The sequence below is a fragment of the Allobosea sp. genome (genome assembly GCF_030695125.1).
Classification (GTDB): Bacteria; Pseudomonadota; Alphaproteobacteria; order Rhizobiales; family Beijerinckiaceae; genus Allobosea.
Genome location: NZ_JAUYTP010000029.1, coordinates 364,262 through 378,343, shown reverse-complemented (window position 1 = coordinate 378,343; position 14,082 = coordinate 364,262). Strand labels below are relative to the sequence as shown.

14 protein-coding genes are annotated in these 14,082 nt (G+C 67.0%); 8 read left to right on the top strand and 6 right to left on the bottom strand.

The window, feature by feature from the left end; all coding sequences use genetic code 11:
- Positions 1–163: 163 nt before the first annotated feature.
- Positions 164–382, bottom strand: a complete 219-nt coding sequence (locus tag Q8S38_RS10225) for a hypothetical protein (RefSeq protein WP_305680311.1) — start codon at positions 380–382, stop codon at positions 164–166.
- A gap of 180 nt (positions 383–562) precedes the next feature.
- On the opposite strand from Q8S38_RS10225, the gene Q8S38_RS10220 reads away from it, so the two are divergent.
- A complete protein-coding gene (locus Q8S38_RS10220) occupies positions 563–1,726 on the top strand; it encodes a winged helix-turn-helix domain-containing protein (RefSeq protein ID WP_305680310.1) in 1,164 nt (387 codons plus the stop codon).
- Positions 1,727–1,915: 189 nt separating this feature from the next.
- On the opposite strand, the gene mutT is transcribed toward Q8S38_RS10220, so the two are convergent.
- The 4 genes from mutT to argJ all read right to left on the bottom strand — a co-directional run bounded on the left by mutT (position 1,916) and on the right by argJ (position 5,167).
- Positions 1,916–2,320: an 8-oxo-dGTP diphosphatase MutT gene (gene mutT / locus Q8S38_RS10215; protein ID WP_305680309.1), complete on the bottom strand. Its 405-nt coding sequence runs from the start codon at positions 2,318–2,320 to the stop codon at positions 1,916–1,918.
- A gap of 11 nt (positions 2,321–2,331) precedes the next feature.
- On the bottom strand, positions 2,332–2,838 hold the full coding sequence (locus Q8S38_RS10210) for a peptidase associated/transthyretin-like domain-containing protein (protein ID WP_305680308.1): 507 nt from the start codon (positions 2,836–2,838) through the stop codon (positions 2,332–2,334).
- 13 nt (positions 2,839–2,851) lie between these two features.
- Complete coding sequence (locus tag Q8S38_RS10205) at positions 2,852–3,775, bottom strand: DMT family transporter (protein WP_305680307.1); 924 nt, start codon at positions 3,773–3,775, stop codon at positions 2,852–2,854.
- Positions 3,776–3,916: 141 nt separating this feature from the next.
- Complete coding sequence (argJ, locus tag Q8S38_RS10200; RefSeq protein WP_305680306.1) at positions 3,917–5,167, bottom strand: bifunctional glutamate N-acetyltransferase/amino-acid acetyltransferase ArgJ; 1,251 nt, start codon at positions 5,165–5,167, stop codon at positions 3,917–3,919.
- Positions 5,168–5,274: 107 nt separating this feature from the next.
- Between argJ and Q8S38_RS10195 the strand changes: the two genes are divergently transcribed.
- Both Q8S38_RS10195 and Q8S38_RS10190 read left to right on the top strand, forming a co-directional pair.
- Positions 5,275–5,526, top strand: a complete 252-nt coding sequence (locus Q8S38_RS10195; protein WP_305680305.1) for a type II toxin-antitoxin system RelE family toxin — start codon at positions 5,275–5,277, stop codon at positions 5,524–5,526.
- 12 nt (positions 5,527–5,538) lie between these two features.
- Complete coding sequence (locus Q8S38_RS10190; RefSeq protein WP_305680304.1) at positions 5,539–5,916, top strand: helix-turn-helix domain-containing protein; 378 nt, start codon at positions 5,539–5,541, stop codon at positions 5,914–5,916.
- A 63-nt stretch (positions 5,917–5,979) separates the two neighbouring features.
- Here Q8S38_RS10190 and Q8S38_RS10185 read toward each other — a convergent pair whose 3' ends face one another.
- On the bottom strand, positions 5,980–6,825 hold the full coding sequence (locus tag Q8S38_RS10185) for a peptidylprolyl isomerase (RefSeq protein ID WP_305680303.1): 846 nt from the start codon (positions 6,823–6,825) through the stop codon (positions 5,980–5,982).
- 395 nt (positions 6,826–7,220) lie between these two features.
- On the opposite strand from Q8S38_RS10185, the gene secA reads away from it, so the two are divergent.
- The 5 genes from secA (at position 7,221) to sdhA (ending at position 14,073) form a co-directional block, all read left to right on the top strand.
- Entirely contained in the window at positions 7,221–9,989 is a 2,769-nt protein-coding gene (secA, locus tag Q8S38_RS10180) for a preprotein translocase subunit SecA (RefSeq protein ID WP_305680302.1), read from the top strand.
- A 219-nt stretch (positions 9,990–10,208) separates the two neighbouring features.
- Complete coding sequence (locus Q8S38_RS10175; protein WP_305680301.1) at positions 10,209–11,282, top strand: MaoC family dehydratase; 1,074 nt, start codon at positions 10,209–10,211, stop codon at positions 11,280–11,282.
- A 154-nt stretch (positions 11,283–11,436) separates the two neighbouring features.
- A complete protein-coding gene (gene sdhC, locus Q8S38_RS10170) occupies positions 11,437–11,832 on the top strand; it encodes a succinate dehydrogenase, cytochrome b556 subunit (protein WP_305680300.1) in 396 nt (131 codons plus the stop codon).
- Positions 11,833–11,843: 11 nt separating this feature from the next.
- Positions 11,844–12,236 (top strand): succinate dehydrogenase, hydrophobic membrane anchor protein, encoded by a 393-nt coding sequence (gene sdhD / locus Q8S38_RS10165; protein ID WP_305680299.1) that lies wholly within the window; start codon positions 11,844–11,846, stop codon positions 12,234–12,236.
- A gap of 4 nt (positions 12,237–12,240) precedes the next feature.
- Positions 12,241–14,073 carry a succinate dehydrogenase flavoprotein subunit gene (gene sdhA / locus Q8S38_RS10160; protein WP_305680298.1) on the top strand — a complete coding sequence of 611 codons (1,833 nt, stop codon included), beginning with the start codon at positions 12,241–12,243 and terminating at the stop codon, positions 14,071–14,073.
- The last annotated feature ends 9 nt before the right edge of the window (positions 14,074–14,082 follow it).

Genomic DNA, 14,082 nt, shown 5'->3' with positions numbered 1-14,082 from the left:
TCGTGGGCGACCGAAGGTCGACCGGGATCCATCATGGGGCAGACACGCCGCCTTATGATGGATCCCGGCCTGCGCGGCTGCGCCGCTGGTCCAGGATGACGACGAAGGGATGAAGACGGTTCAGCGCGCCATGGAGCGGCTTCATCGGCCGTGCGGCTGCCTCTCACCCCCTCGCCACCCGCAGCGTCTCGATCTCCGCCGTCCGCAGATGGACGGCACGCGTCGCCTTGAAGCGCAGCAGGCGCTGGGGTGCCGTCTGTTCGGCGAGACCATGGCGCATGGTGGAGGTCTTGCCGCGGCCAGGGTCCAGAGGGGCCTTCGCCAGTACCGTGCCGCCCGAGACCAGGACGATCAGGGCCATGATGAGGGTCTTGCGGAACATGGCGGCATCCCGGGCGCCGGCGAACCCGCTTCGCCGATGGATGCGAGTGTTAGGGAGGCTGGCGCGCGGCCGCTGTTCCCGCCGTGACAGCCGCCGGGGCTGCGCGCCTGCTGACAGAAGACTGGACGGTGCGGTCTAAACTCCGTCAGCATTCCCCGAACGCCTCAGCACAGGCCTGCCATGCCGCCCCGCCCGCCCAAGACGATCACCCTCTCGCGCCAACAGGCGCGACGCCTCTGGCTGCGGGCGCAGCGGCTCGACACGCGCGAGCCCTTCGGTGCGGGGGCGCAGGCCACGAGGGCGGCGGTCGAGCATCTCGGTTATGTCCAGATCGACACGATCAACGTGATCGAGCGCTGCCACCACCACATCCTGTTCAGCCGCATCCCCGCCTATGAACGGGGCCATCTGGCGCAGGCGCAGTCGGTGGAGAAGAGCGTCTTCGAATACTGGACCCATGCGCTCTCCTATGTGCCGCTGCGCGACATCCGCTTCTTCCTCGGGGCGATGAAGGCGCATCGCGCCGAACCGCGGCGCTGGTCGGCCGTCGGCGGGCGCGAGGAGGCGCGCAAGCTGCTCGCCCGCATCCGCAAGGACGGGCCGCTGACCATTCGCGACATCGATAGCGACGTGCTGGTCGAGAGGGCCCATCTCTGGGCGAGCAAGAAGCCCTCCAAGGGGCTGCTGGAGCGCGCCTTCTACGATGGCGACCTGGTGATTGCGGCCCGCGCCGGCATGCTCAAGACCTATGAACTGACGGACCGGCATTTCGGCTGGGACAAGCGCCCGACTCCGGCCTCCGAACGACAGGTCCCCGCCTACAGGCTCGACCGGGCGCTGCGCGCGCAAGGCGTCGTCAGCCTCGACTCGATCTGCCATCTCGATGCGCCCAGCAAGGCGGCGGTGGCGGAGCTGATCGAGGCTCGCGTGAAGCGCGGGGAGCTGCTGCCGGTGACGGTCGAAGACTCGACCGTGCCGCACTGGATGCCGCGCGGGGGGCCGGAACCTGCGGCGCCGCAGCCCGACCTCGTCCACATCCTCTCGCCGTTCGACCCGCTGATCATCCAGCGCAAGCGCCTAAAGCTGTTCTTCGGCTATGCCCACACCTTCGAGGCCTATCTGCCGAAGGAAAAACGCGTCTTCGGCTATTTCGGCCTGCCCGTGCTGATCGGCGATACGGTCGTGGCTGTGCTCGACCTGAAGACCGACCGCCAGGCGGGGCGGCTCCTGATCCAGCAATGGACCTGGCTCGACGGGCAAGAGAGCCCGGAGCGGAAGGCGCTGATCGAAACGGAGCTGGAGCGGTTCGAGCGGTTTCAGCTGGCGCGTCAGAACGACGGCTGAATCGCGCCTGACACTTCATCGATATCTAGCGCCCTCCTTCGCGGTTGAACGAAGCCCGTCATCCTGGACAAGCCGCGCAGCGGCGCAGGCCGGGATCCATCATAGGGCGCCCTGTCTGCCCTATGATGGATCCCGGTCGACCTTCGGTCGCCCAGGATGACTGTCGGTTGATGACCGGAGCGCGGGCGCTCACGCCCCCAGCAGATCGATCAGATGCGGGATCAGCGGCTCGTCGGCGGGCGGCATGGCGAGCTCCCGCAGCTTGCCGGGGCGGACCCATTTTAGCGCCTGCGCCTCGCGGGAGGCGACCTGCCCCTCCCAGCGCCGGCAGATATAGAGCGGCATCAACAGGTGGAACTCTGGATAGGCGAAGCTGGCGAAGGTCAGCGGCGCCAGGCACGCCTCCTTCACCGTGATGCCCAACTCCTCGGAAAGCTCGCGGATCAGCGCAGGTTCGGGCCGCTCGCCCGCCTCCAGCTTGCCGCCGGGGAACTCCCACAGCCCGGCCAGTGCCTTGCCCTCGGGCCGCTGTGCCACCAGCACGCGGTTGTCGGAATCGATCAGGGCGCAGGCGACGACGAGGAGAAGCTTCACGGGTGCAGGACTCAGTAGCCGGAGAGGATGACGTGCAGGGGTTGCGTCTCCTTACCCGTCACGGTGACGCTGTCATAGACCGAGCCGCCCTCGCGCGTGAGCGCATCCTCGTCGCCCCAGATCACCTGGGTGGTGACGAAGTAATCGCCCGGAGCGACCTTCTCGAAGACAAAGCGCCCATTCGACTCCGCCTTGGTGGTGCGGCTGTACTCGCCATAGGCGGCGTCGGGGTTGTCGTCGCGGGGATAGTCGCGATGCGGCACGAATTTGCGCGTGCCGTAGAAATTGGCGAAACGCTCGCGGGCATAGGCTGTGGCCGGCACGAGACGGACCAACTGCCCGGCCGCGTTCACGACGACACCGCTCGGCTTGGTGCGGAAGGCATGGCCGGTGATCGTGGTCGTGCCGGTCTTCTTGATGAAGGCCGCTTCCTCGACCGAAAACGCGACGGTCGCCGGCTTGCGCTCGACGCACCCCGACAACGCCAAGGCAAGAACGACCCCCAGCTCCATCCTCATGCCGCTCGTCCTCTCAAGCAGACCTGGCCGCACGCTGCGACGTCGTCACCAGGAAGACGCCGGCGAGGATGATGCAACCGCCGAGGATCTGCCGCAACTCCAGCGTTTCCCCGAGCACGACGATGCCCAGGATCGTCGCCACCGTCGGCACGAGATAGCCGGTCATCGCAGCCCGCGTCGGTCCCGCGGCGCGGATCAGCCGCATGAACACCGCCATCGGCACGGCGGTGGCGAGCAGGCCGAGCGCCAGCATGGCCGAGATATGATCCGCCATCGGCGCGAAGGCGGCGGGGCCGGCGAAGACCAGCGTCAGCCCAAGCGCGACGAGGCCGGAGACGACCTGCTGGCCGAGCGCCAGCCGCGCCGGATCGCCCGCCGAGGCAGGGATGGCGCGCGCATAGAGATTGCCGATGCTGTAGCCGAGCATGACGCCAACCATGGCGAGCACGCCGAGCGCCGTGCCGCCGCCCTCGACCAAGCGCGGGCCGATCAGCAGCGCGACCCCGGCCATGCCGAGCCCGATGCCGACGAGGCGGCGCGCGCCCATCCGCTCCTCCGCGAACAGGAAATGCGCGAACACAGCCGTCACCAGCGGCCCGCCGGCCTGGATCATCGCGGCCGGGCCGCTCGCCAGCTGCACCAGCGCATAGGCGACCAGCACATTGGGCACCCAGCCATTGGTGGTGCCGAGCACGAGCCAGTGCGCGATCTCGTCGCGGCGTGGGATCGGGCTCTGGCCCAGCCAGACGACATAGGCCGCCAGTGCAGCGGCCCCGATCAGCCCGCGCCCGGCGGCGAGCGCGAGCGGGGAGATCGCGCCCCCCGTCAGCTTGATGAACAGGAAGCTCGAGCCCCAGAACAACGAGCAGACCAGCAGATGCCCGACGACGAAGGCGCGGCTGGGGGTGGTGGGTGAACCCGCGAGCCCCGGCGTCATGTCGCGTGAGTCCTCATCCTGAGGAGGCCCGCAGGGCCGTCTCGAAGGATGGTCCAGATGTCACCGGCGCCTCCTGAAGCATCCTTCGAGACGCCGCTTCGCGGCTCCTCAGGATGAGGGCTTGAACAGCAACCCCGGCAATCAGGACCGGTAGTCGCCGTTGATCTCGACATAGGCCTTGGTCAGGTCGCAGGTCCAGACCGTGGACTTGCCCCGCCCGAGGCCGAGATCGGCGGTGATGACGATGTGCTCGCCTCGCATATAGGTCGAGACCGCCGCCTCGTCATAGGACGGCGCCCGCGCTCCCTGCTGCGCCACCTTGATGTCGCCGAAGGAGATGTCGAGCCGGTCGCGGTCGGCCGGCTCGCCGGCCTTGCCGACGGCCATGACGACGCGGCCCCAATTGGCGTCCTCGCCGGCGATCGCGGTCTTGACCAGCGGCGAATTGGCGATCGAGAGCGCGACGCGCTTGGCCGAGCGCGAGGATGCGGCGCCCGCGACGCGCACCTCGACGAATTTGCGCGCGCCCTCGCCATCCTTGCAGACGAGATGGGCGAGTTCGAGCAGCAGCGCGTTCAGCGCGCGCTTGAATCCCGAGAGTCGGGCATCGCCGATCTCGGTGATCGCCGGCACGCCACGCGCCGCGGCCTTGCCCGTCGCGAACAGCATCAGCGTGTCCGAGGTCGAGGTGTCGCTGTCGACGGTGACGGCGTTGAAGGAGCCCTTCACGCCCTTGGAGAGCAGCGCCTGCAGCACGGGCGCGGCGATCGGCGCATCCGTGAAGACGAAGGAGAGCATTGTCGCCATGTCGGGCGCGATCATGCCGGCGCCCTTGGCGATGCCGGCGAGCACGACCTCATGGCCGTCGATCTTGGCCTTGCGGGAGAGCGCCTTGGGGAAGGTGTCGGTCGTCATGATCGCCCGGGCGGCGTCGATCCAGGGGCCGTCCGCCACGCGCTTGGCGCAAACCTCGAGCACGCCCTCGAACTTCGTCGCGTCGAGGGGCTCGCCGATCACGCCGGTCGAGGCGATGAAGACCTCCTCAGGCTTGCAGCCCGCGGCCTTGGCCGCGATCTTCGCGGTCAGCGCGACGGAATCGCGGCCTTTCAGCCCGGTGAAGGCATTGGCGTTGCCGGAGTTGACGACGACGGCTCGCGCCGAGCCCTGCTTCAAATTCTCGCGGCACCAGTCGACCGGCGCGGAGGGGCATTTCGAGCGGGTGAAGACGCCGGCGACCTGCGTGCCCTCGTCGAGCAGAGCGAGCCAGACATCGGTGCGGCCCTTGTACTTGATGCCGGCCTCGCCGGTGGCGAAGCGCACGCCGGGAACCGGCGGAACCTTGGGCTGGCGCTTCGGCGCGAGCGGGGAAACGGGAACATCCTTGCCGGCCATGGTGGCGTCTCCTGTGCGGGAGGCCGGTGTGCCGTAGGGGCGGCGCGAAGGCAAGGTGCGCCCGCACGACACTTGCTCGTCCATAGCGATATGCTATAGCTCGTCCCATGCGGCGGATCGTCTACCAGACGAAGGCATTGAGGGCCTTGCGCGCCCTACCGATGGGGACGGCGGCGCGCATCCGAGGCAAGATCGAACAATATGCGGAGGCTCCCGCGAGTCTGGCTACGAATGTCCGAAAGCTTCAGGGGCGCGACGGCTATCGCCTGCGGATCGGCGATTATCGCGTCATTTTCGATGAGGACGGCGCCGTCCTCGACATCCTCGATATCGGCCATCGCAGCCGCATCTACGACTGAGGAGGACAGCATATGGATGAGGGATTCGAGGTCATCGTCCGACCCGGCGGAGAGCGGATGATCGTGGTTCCGGAAGCGACGTTCGAGCGGCTGCGCGACGCTGCCGAAATGGCCGAGGATGTGCTGGCCTATGACGAGGCCAAACGTCGTCTCGCCGCGGGCGAGGAGGAGTTTGTGCCCTCCGCCATGGTCGATCGCATCCTCGCGGGCGAAAACCTCGTGCGGGTCTGGCGCGAGCATCGCGGGCTGACTGTCAGCGCGCTGGCCGCGCAGGCGGGCATCGCCCAGCCCTATCTCTCGCAGATCGAGACCGGCAAGCGCGAGGGCACGCTGGCGACGATGAAGAAGATCGCTGGCGCCCTGCGCGTGAAGCTCGACGATCTCGTCTGAAACGAACATGGCCCGCGTCGGGCGCGGGCCATGTCAAAGGCTCATTCGCGAGTCAGCGCTCGCTCAGGGCTTCTTCGGCTCGGCCGGAGCAGGCGTCGCGGGCGCGGCCGGCTGGTCGAGACGCTCGACCTTGGCCTTGTCGCGCAGCGCGACGATGATGTCCTGCTGCGCCTTGCGCTCGAGATACTGGTCGATCTGCGGCTTCACCATCGCGAAATCGGGCAGAGGCTTGCTGCGCTTGTCCTCGACCTTGATGACGTGCCAGCCGAACTGGCTCTTCACCGGGTCGGACACCTGGCCCTTGTTCAGCTTGAAGGCGACCTCGGCGAATTCGGGCACCATGCGGTCCTTGGTGAACCAGCCGAGCGAGCCGCCTTCCTTGCCGGAGCCCGGATCCTTGGAGAGCTCGGCGGCGACCTTGGCGAAGTCCTCGCCCTTCTTCAGGCGCTCGGCGACGGCCTTGGCCTGGGCCTCGTCCTCGACCAGGATGTGCCGGGCGTTGACCTCTTCCTCCGGCGCCATCGCCTTGGTGGTTTCGTCATAAAGCTTGCGCGCGGCTTCCGGGGTCGCGGCCTTCTTGGCCTCGGCGGTCAGATACTGGTCGAGCAGGATCTTCTCGCGGAAATAGGCGAGGCGGGCGGCGAAGTCTGGGCCGTCGGCGGTCTTGGCGGCGATCGCGGCCTTGGCGCCCAGCTTCAGGTCGACGAGATAGTTGATGACCTCGTCGCGCTTGCGCTCGTCGGGAAGCTGCGCGAGCCGCTCGCCGAGGTCCTCGGTCGCGAGCCCGATCTCACGCTCGGTGATGGCGATACCGTCGACCCTGGCAACGACCTTGTCGGCCTGCGCGAAGACCGGCGTCGCGACGAGCGCGAGCCCAAGCGAGAGCATGCCGAGGCGAGACAATTTCATGGGGATGCCCTTTTTTCGAAACAGAGCCGAAATCTTCGATCGCGGCTGCACTGCCAGTTGAACGCGGCAAAGGCAAGGCGCGAAAAGCCTCGGGATCGCGGCCTCACGAAGCTTTGCTGGACCGCCCCCGGGGCAGCGCCGACGCGGCTGCCGCAAGGTTGCGCGGTGCCCGCCGGTTCCGGTCTTGGAAGCGTCGCGCGCAAACCCTACATCTCCCGCAATCCCGCCCATCTGCGGCTCGGCACCCCGCGAGAGGTGAAAAGCGTTGCAAGGCAGTGCTGGACCCCGCCCCCGCGCGCGTCTAAACACGCGGTCGCATTGAGAATTCAGGTTTCCGGCTGGGACGCGGCGCATGAGCCGCGCGGCCCCAAGACCATACCACCGAAAGGCCCAACATGCTTGGCGCGCTCGCAAAGAAACTCTTCGGCTCGTCGAACGACCGGCGCGTCAAGGGCTACGGCCCCCGGGTCGCTGCGATCAACGCGCTGGAGAAAGAGGTTTCCGCGCTGAGCGACGAGGCGCTGCAGGCGCGCACCACCGCCTTTCGCGAGCAGATCGCGGCGGGCGCCAAGCTCGACGATCTCCTGGTGCCGGCTTTCGCGACCGTGCGCGAGGCGGCCAAGCGCGTGCTCGGCCAGCGCCCCTACGACGTGCAGCTCGTCGGCGGCATGGTCTTGCATGAAGGCGCCATCGCCGAAATGAAGACCGGCGAGGGCAAGACCCTGGTCGCGACCCTGCCGACCTATCTCAACGCGCTCGCCGGCCAGGGCGTCCATGTCGTCACGGTCAACGACTATCTCGCCCGCCGCGACGCGGAGTGGATGGCCAGGCTCTACAACTTCCTCGGCCTCAGCGTCGGCATCATCGTCCACGGCATCGAGGACGAGGAGCGCCAGCGGGCCTATGCCTGCGACATCACCTACGGCACGAACAACGAGTTCGGCTTCGACTATCTGCGCGACAACATGAAGTACGACGTCGGCCAGATGAGCCAGCGCGGGCATCATTTCGCGATCGTCGACGAGGTCGATTCGATCCTGGTCGACGAAGCCCGCACGCCGCTGATCATCTCCGGCCCGCTCGACGACAAGTCGGACCTCTATGTCACGATCGACAAGGTCCTGCCCGGGCTGGTGAAGGGCGACTACGAGATCGACGAGAAGCAGCGCGCGGTGTCACTGACCGAGGCCGGCAACGAGCATATGGAAGAGCTGCTCCGCACGGCCGGGCTGCTCAAGGAGGGCGACCTCTACGACGCCCAGAACGTCACGCTGGTCCACCACATCAACCAGGCGCTGCGGGCGCATTCGCTGTTCACCCGCGACAAGGACTACATCGTCCGCAACGACGAGGTCGTGATCATCGACGAATTCACCGGCCGCATGATGCCCGGCCGGCGCTATTCGGAAGGGCTGCACCAGGCGCTCGAGGCCAAGGAGGGCGTCACCGTCCAGCCCGAAAACGCGACGCTGGCCTCGATCACCTTCCAGAACTATTTCCGGCTTTATTCGAAGCTCGCCGGCATGACCGGCACGGCGGCGACCGAGGCCGACGAGTTCTTCCAGATCTACAAGCTCGAGGTCGTCGAGATCCCGACCAACGTGCCCGTCTCGCGCAAGGACGAGGATGACGAGGTCTACCGCACCTTCGAGGAGAAGGTCCGCGGCGTCATTCGCGAGATCAAGGAGGCCCAGAAGCTCGGCCAGCCCATGCTCGTCGGCACGACCTCGATCGAGCGCTCGGAACTCGTCGCCGAGATGCTGCAGAAGGACGGATTCCAGCAGATCGACTTCTCGGCTGATAACGCGCTGGAGCCGATCTATGCGGCCGCCCGCCAGGGCAAGCCCTCGAACTATTTCGCCGTGCTGAACGCCCGCTTCCACGAGCAGGAGGCCTATATCGTGGCGCAGGCGGGTGCGCCGGGCGTCATCACCATCGCCACCAACATGGCCGGCCGCGGCACCGACATCCAGCTCGGCGGCAATGCCGACATGCGCATCAAGCACGATCTCGGCGACATGCCCGACGGCGAGGAGCGGACGCGGCGCGAGGCGGAGATCCGCGCCGAGGTGGCCGATTTCAAACAGCGCGTGCTCAAGGCCGGCGGGCTCTACATCGTCGGCACCGAACGCCATGAAAGCCGGCGCATCGACAACCAGCTTCGCGGTCGCGCCGGCCGCCAGGGCGATCCGGGCCGCTCCAAGTTCTTCCTGTCGCTGCAGGACGATCTGATGCGGATCTTCGGCTCGGACCGCATGGACGGCATGCTGACCAAGCTCGGCCTCAAGGAGGACGAGGCGATCGTCCATCCCTGGATCAACAAGGCGGTCGAGAAGGCGCAAGGGAAAGTCGAGGCGCGCAACTTCGACATCCGCAAGAACATCCTCAAATACGACGACGTCATGAACGACCAGCGCAAGGTCGTGTTCGAGCAGCGCCGCGATTTCATGCGCCAGGCCAGCGTGCGCGAGACGATCGACGACATGCGCCAGGGCGTCGCCGACGAACTGGTGACGCGCCACATCCCCGAGGAGGCCTATCCCGAGCAGTGGGACACCGCCGCCCTGAAGGAAGGCGTGATGCAGTTCCTCAATCTCGATCTGCCGATCGAGGAGTGGGCGAAGGAAGAGGGCATCGCCGATGCCGAGCTGCGCGAGCGCATCCGCAAGCTCGCCGACGAGGACTATGCCGCGCGCATCGAACGCAACACCGAAGAGGTGATGGTCTATGTCGAGAAGCAGGTCCTGCTGCAGACGCTCGACACGCTCTGGCGCGAGCATCTGGTCACGCTCGATCATCTGCGCCAGGTCATCGGCTGGCGCGGCTACGCCCAGCGCGACCCGCTGAACGAATACAAGCAGGAGGCCTTCGAGCTGTTCGATTCGCTGATCGGGCGGTTGCGCGAGCAGGTCACGGGCAATCTGATGCGCATCGAGGTCCGCTTCGAGCAGCCCGACGAGGCGCCGCCGCAGCAGGACGCGCTGCCCTCGCCCTTCGGCGATTACGGTTCCGGGGGCATGCAGTTCGCGGCGCTCGAGGCCGACACCGCCGTGCTCGACCGCAACCCGGCCGATCCTTCGACCTGGGGCAAGGTCGGCCGCAACGAGTCCTGCCCTTGCGGCTCAGGCAAGAAGTACAAGCACTGCCACGGGCAGTTCGTCTGAGGACTTACGATCGCTCGGGGGGCTTGGGATACGCTGCGTCGTCCCGGGCGACCGCAGGGAGACCCGGGATCCATTCCGGAACGCCTCCGGTCAGCGCTCCGGAATGGATCCCGGATCTCCGCTTCGCTGCGTCCGGGATGACCCGCGTTCAGGTGCCGGGCCTTTACGCCGCCGCCCGTTGCGGCGCACAATCGCTGGCTGACCATCGCGAGCGAGCCCATGCCCGGATCGACCCAGACCCCCCTGCCGAAGACGAGCGCCGGGCGCTTCTTCGAGGATTTCCATCTCGGCGACGCGATCGTGCATGCGACGCCGCGCACCGTCACCGTGGGCGACGTCTCGCTCTACACCGCCCTCTACGGCCCGCGCTTCGCGGTGCAGTCCTCGGATGCTTTCGCCCGGGCCGTGGGCTATCCGGCCGCCCCGGTCGATGACCTCCTCGTCTTCCACATCGTCTTCGGCAAGACGGTTCCCGACATCTCGATCAACGCGGTGGCCAATCTCGGCTATGCCGATGGCCGTTTCCTGAAGCCGGTCTTTCCCGGCGACACGCTCTCGACCACCTCCGAGGTGATCGGGCTGAAGCAGACCTCGGCGGGCGATGCCGGCATCGTCTATGTCCGCTCGATCGGCCGCAACCAGCACGGTCAGATCGTGCTGAGCTATGCGCGCTGGGTCCTGGTGCGCAAGCGCCAGCCGGGGACGGCGGCCCATGCCGAGCAGGTGCCCGAACTGCCCCAAGCCGTCCCGCCGGAGGAACTCGGCGAGGGCTGCCCGGCGCTCGACCTCTCGGCCTATGACGACGCGCTGGCCGGCAGCCCCTTCCGCTGGGGCGACTACGCGACAGGCGAGCGCATCGACCATATCGACGGCATGACGGTCGAGGACGCCGAGCACCAGATCGCGACGCGGCTCTACCAGAACACGGCGAAGGTCCATTTCGACGGACATGGCGCGCGCGCCACCCGCTTCGGCAAGCGGCTGATCTATGGCGGGCATGTCATCAGTCTGGCGCGGGCGCTGTCCTTCAACGGGCTCGGCAACGCCTTCCACATCGCCGCGATCAATGGCGGACGCCATGTCGCGCCGCTGTTTGCCGGCGATACCGTCTTCGCCTGGAGCGAGGTTCTGGAGACGGCGCCGCTGCCCGGCCGCGCGGATGTCGGCGCGCTGCGGCTGCGGCTCGTGGCCACCAAGAACCGGCCCTGCGCCGACCATCCGCTGAAGACGGGGGCGCAGTACGAGGCGGATGTGATCCTCGATCTCGACTACTGGGCGCTGCTGCCGCGTTAAGATTTCGTTACGAGTGACAGATTGTGTATTCTGTCACTTCGCTGCCTTCATGCCGCATTGCAGCAGCGTTCCGGTTTCGTTACAGAACCAGACACTCTAGAACAATCCCAAATGGGTAGGCCCCTTACCGGGCTGCGCGAGTCGGAGAACGATCTTGGCCGAGGTCAAACAGGCGGCGCGCCCGCTTTCGCCGCATCTGCAGATCTATCGCTGGTCCTGGACCATGGCGATGTCGATCGCCCATCGCGTCACCGGCGTGGCGCTCTATGCCGGCACCGTGCTGATCGCGGCCTGGCTCGTGGCGGCGGCGTCGGGCCCTGCGGCCTTCGACATGGCACAGGCGGTCGCGGGCTCGCTGTTCGGCCGTCTGGTCCTGTTTCTGTATTCCTTCGCCCTGCTGCACCATATGATCGGGGGCTTGCGCCACTTCGTCTGGGACATGGGCCGCGGCTATGATCCGCAGACCCGGATGAACATGGCCAAATACAGCGTTGTGGCTTCAGGCGGGCTGACCTTGCTCGTCTGGATCGTCGCCTACGCCGTTCGTTGAGGAGCGAGACGATGCACTCCAACTCATCGATGCGCACGCCGCTCGGCCGCGTCCGCGGCCTCGGCTCGGCCAAGTCGGGCACCGGGCATTTCTGGCTGCAGCGCGTCACCGCGGTCGCCAACCTGGTCTTGACCCTGGTGTTCCTCGGGGTCGCGATCGCGCTGGTCGGCAAGCCCTATCCGGCGGCGCTGGCCATTCTGTCGCACCCGCTGGTGGCGATCCTGATGCTGCTCTTCGTCGTATCCGGTTGTGTCCATATGCGGCTCGGCATGCAGGTCATCATCGAGGACTACATCCATGGTGAAGGCCTCAAGATCGCGGCCGTGATGGCCAACACCTTCTTCGCGATCGCAATCGGCGCGGCCTGCGCCTTCGCGGTGCTGAAGCTCTCTTTTGGAGGCTGATCCGATGGCGATCACCAAGTCACGTCAGGTCCCGGCCTATACCGGCCAGGCCTATGCGATCACCGACCATACCTTCGACGTGGTGGTGGTGGGCGCCGGCGGCGCGGGTTTGCGCGCCACCGTCGGCTGCTCGCAGGCCGGGCTTCGCACCGCCTGCATCTCCAAGGTGTTCCCGACGCGCTCGCACACCGTCGCGGCCCAGGGCGGCGTCGCCGCCTCGCTCGGCAACATGGGCAAGGACAGCTGGCAGTGGCACATGTACGACACCGTCAAGGGGTCGGACTGGCTCGGCGATCAGGATGCGATCGAGTATCTCGTGCGCAACGCGCCGGCCGCCGTCTATGAGCTCGAGCATTGGGGCGTGCCCTTCTCGCGCACCGAGGACGGCAAGATCTACCAGCGCCCCTTCGGCGGCATGACCACCGAATATGGCGAAGGCCCGCCGGCCCAGCGCACCTGCGCCGCCGCCGACCGCACCGGCCATGCCATGCTGCACACGCTCTATGGCCAGGCGCTGCGCTACAACACCGAGTTCTTCATCGAATACTTCGCCATCGACCTGATCATGGACGAGGACGGCCACTGCCGCGGCGTCATCGCGCTGAAGATGGATGACGGCACGCTGCACCGTTTCCGCTCGCAGCAGACCATCCTGGCGACCGGCGGCTATGGCCGCGCCTATTTCTCGGCGACCTCGGCCCATACCTGCACCGGCGACGGCGGCGGCATGGTGCTGCGCGCCGGCCTGCCGCTGCAGGATATGGAGTTCGTGCAGTTCCACCCGACCGGCATCTACGGCGCCGGCTGCCTGATCACGGAAGGCGCCCGCGGCGAGGGCGGCTACCTCACCAATTCCGAGGGCGAGCGCTTCATGGAGCGCTATGCCCCCTCGGCCAAGGACCTCGCCTCGCGCGACGTCGTCTCACGCTCGATGACGATGGAAATCCGCGGCGGCCGTGGCGTCGGAAAGAACAAGGACCACATCTACCTGCATCTCGACCATCTCGACCCGAAGATCCTGCATGAGCGCCTGCCGGGCATTTCCGAGAGCGCCAAGATCTTCGCCGGTGTCGACGTCACCCGCGAGCCGATTCCCGTGCTGCCGACGGTGCATTACAACATGGGCGGCATCCCGACGAACTTCCATGGCGAGGTCCTGACCAAGGTCGACGGCAATGCCGACACCGTGGTGCCCGGCCTGATGGCGATCGGCGAGGCGGCCTGCGTCTCCGTCCATGGCGCCAACCGTCTCGGCTCGAACTCGCTGATCGACCTCGTGGTGTTCGGCCGTGCGGCCGGCCTGCGCTGCGCCGACACGGTGACGGCCGGCGAGAGCCAGCCGGAACTGCCGAAGAACTCGGCCGATCTCGCGCTGTCGCGCCTCGATCGGTATCGCAACGCCTCGGGCTCGACGCCGACGGCCGAGCTGCGCGGGCGCATGCAGAAGACCATGCAGGACAATTGCGCGGTCTACCGCACCGGCGAGACGCTGGAAGAGGGCCACAAGCAGATCCACGAGATCTGGGGCGGCATCACCGATATCGGCACGACCGACCGCTCGCTGATCTGGAATTCGGACCTGATCGAAACGCTCGAGTTCGACAACCTGATCACCCAGGCCGTCGTCACCATGGACTCGGCCCTGAACCGCCCCGAGAGCCGCGGCGCCCATGCCCGCGAGGATTATCCCAACCGCGACGACAAGGACTGGATGAAGCACACCCTGTCCTGGATCGACGACACGGCCCGCACCGTCTCGCTCGACGACCGCCCGGTCCACACCTACACGCTCTCGAACGACATCGAGTACATCAAGCCCAAGGCGCGGGTGTACTGAGGACGATTT

Bases quoted from the DNA above. Each gene is read 5' to 3' on its own strand.
- Q8S38_RS10195 (WP_305680305.1), top strand. From the start codon at position 5,275: ATGCGGCGGATCGTCTACCAGACGAAGGCATTGAGGGCCTTGCGCGCC.
- secA (WP_305680302.1), top strand. From the start codon at position 7,221: ATGCTTGGCGCGCTCGCAAAGAAACTCTTCGGCTCGTCGAACGACCGG.
- Q8S38_RS10210 (WP_305680308.1), bottom strand. From the start codon at position 2,838: ATGAGGATGGAGCTGGGGGTCGTTCTTGCCTTGGCGTTGTCGGGGTGC.
- argJ (WP_305680306.1), bottom strand. From the start codon at position 5,167: ATGGCCGGCAAGGATGTTCCCGTTTCCCCGCTCGCGCCGAAGCGCCAG.
- Q8S38_RS10175 (WP_305680301.1), top strand. From the start codon at position 10,209: ATGCCCGGATCGACCCAGACCCCCCTGCCGAAGACGAGCGCCGGGCGC.
- Q8S38_RS10185 (WP_305680303.1), bottom strand. From the start codon at position 6,825: ATGAAATTGTCTCGCCTCGGCATGCTCTCGCTTGGGCTCGCGCTCGTC.
- Q8S38_RS10220 (WP_305680310.1), top strand. From the start codon at position 563: ATGCCGCCCCGCCCGCCCAAGACGATCACCCTCTCGCGCCAACAGGCG.
- Q8S38_RS10225 (WP_305680311.1), bottom strand. From the start codon at position 382: ATGTTCCGCAAGACCCTCATCATGGCCCTGATCGTCCTGGTCTCGGGC.
- sdhD (WP_305680299.1), top strand. From the start codon at position 11,844: ATGCACTCCAACTCATCGATGCGCACGCCGCTCGGCCGCGTCCGCGGC.
- Q8S38_RS10190 (WP_305680304.1), top strand. From the start codon at position 5,539: ATGGATGAGGGATTCGAGGTCATCGTCCGACCCGGCGGAGAGCGGATG.
- Q8S38_RS10205 (WP_305680307.1), bottom strand. From the start codon at position 3,775: ATGACGCCGGGGCTCGCGGGTTCACCCACCACCCCCAGCCGCGCCTTC.
- sdhA (WP_305680298.1), top strand. From the start codon at position 12,241: ATGGCGATCACCAAGTCACGTCAGGTCCCGGCCTATACCGGCCAGGCC.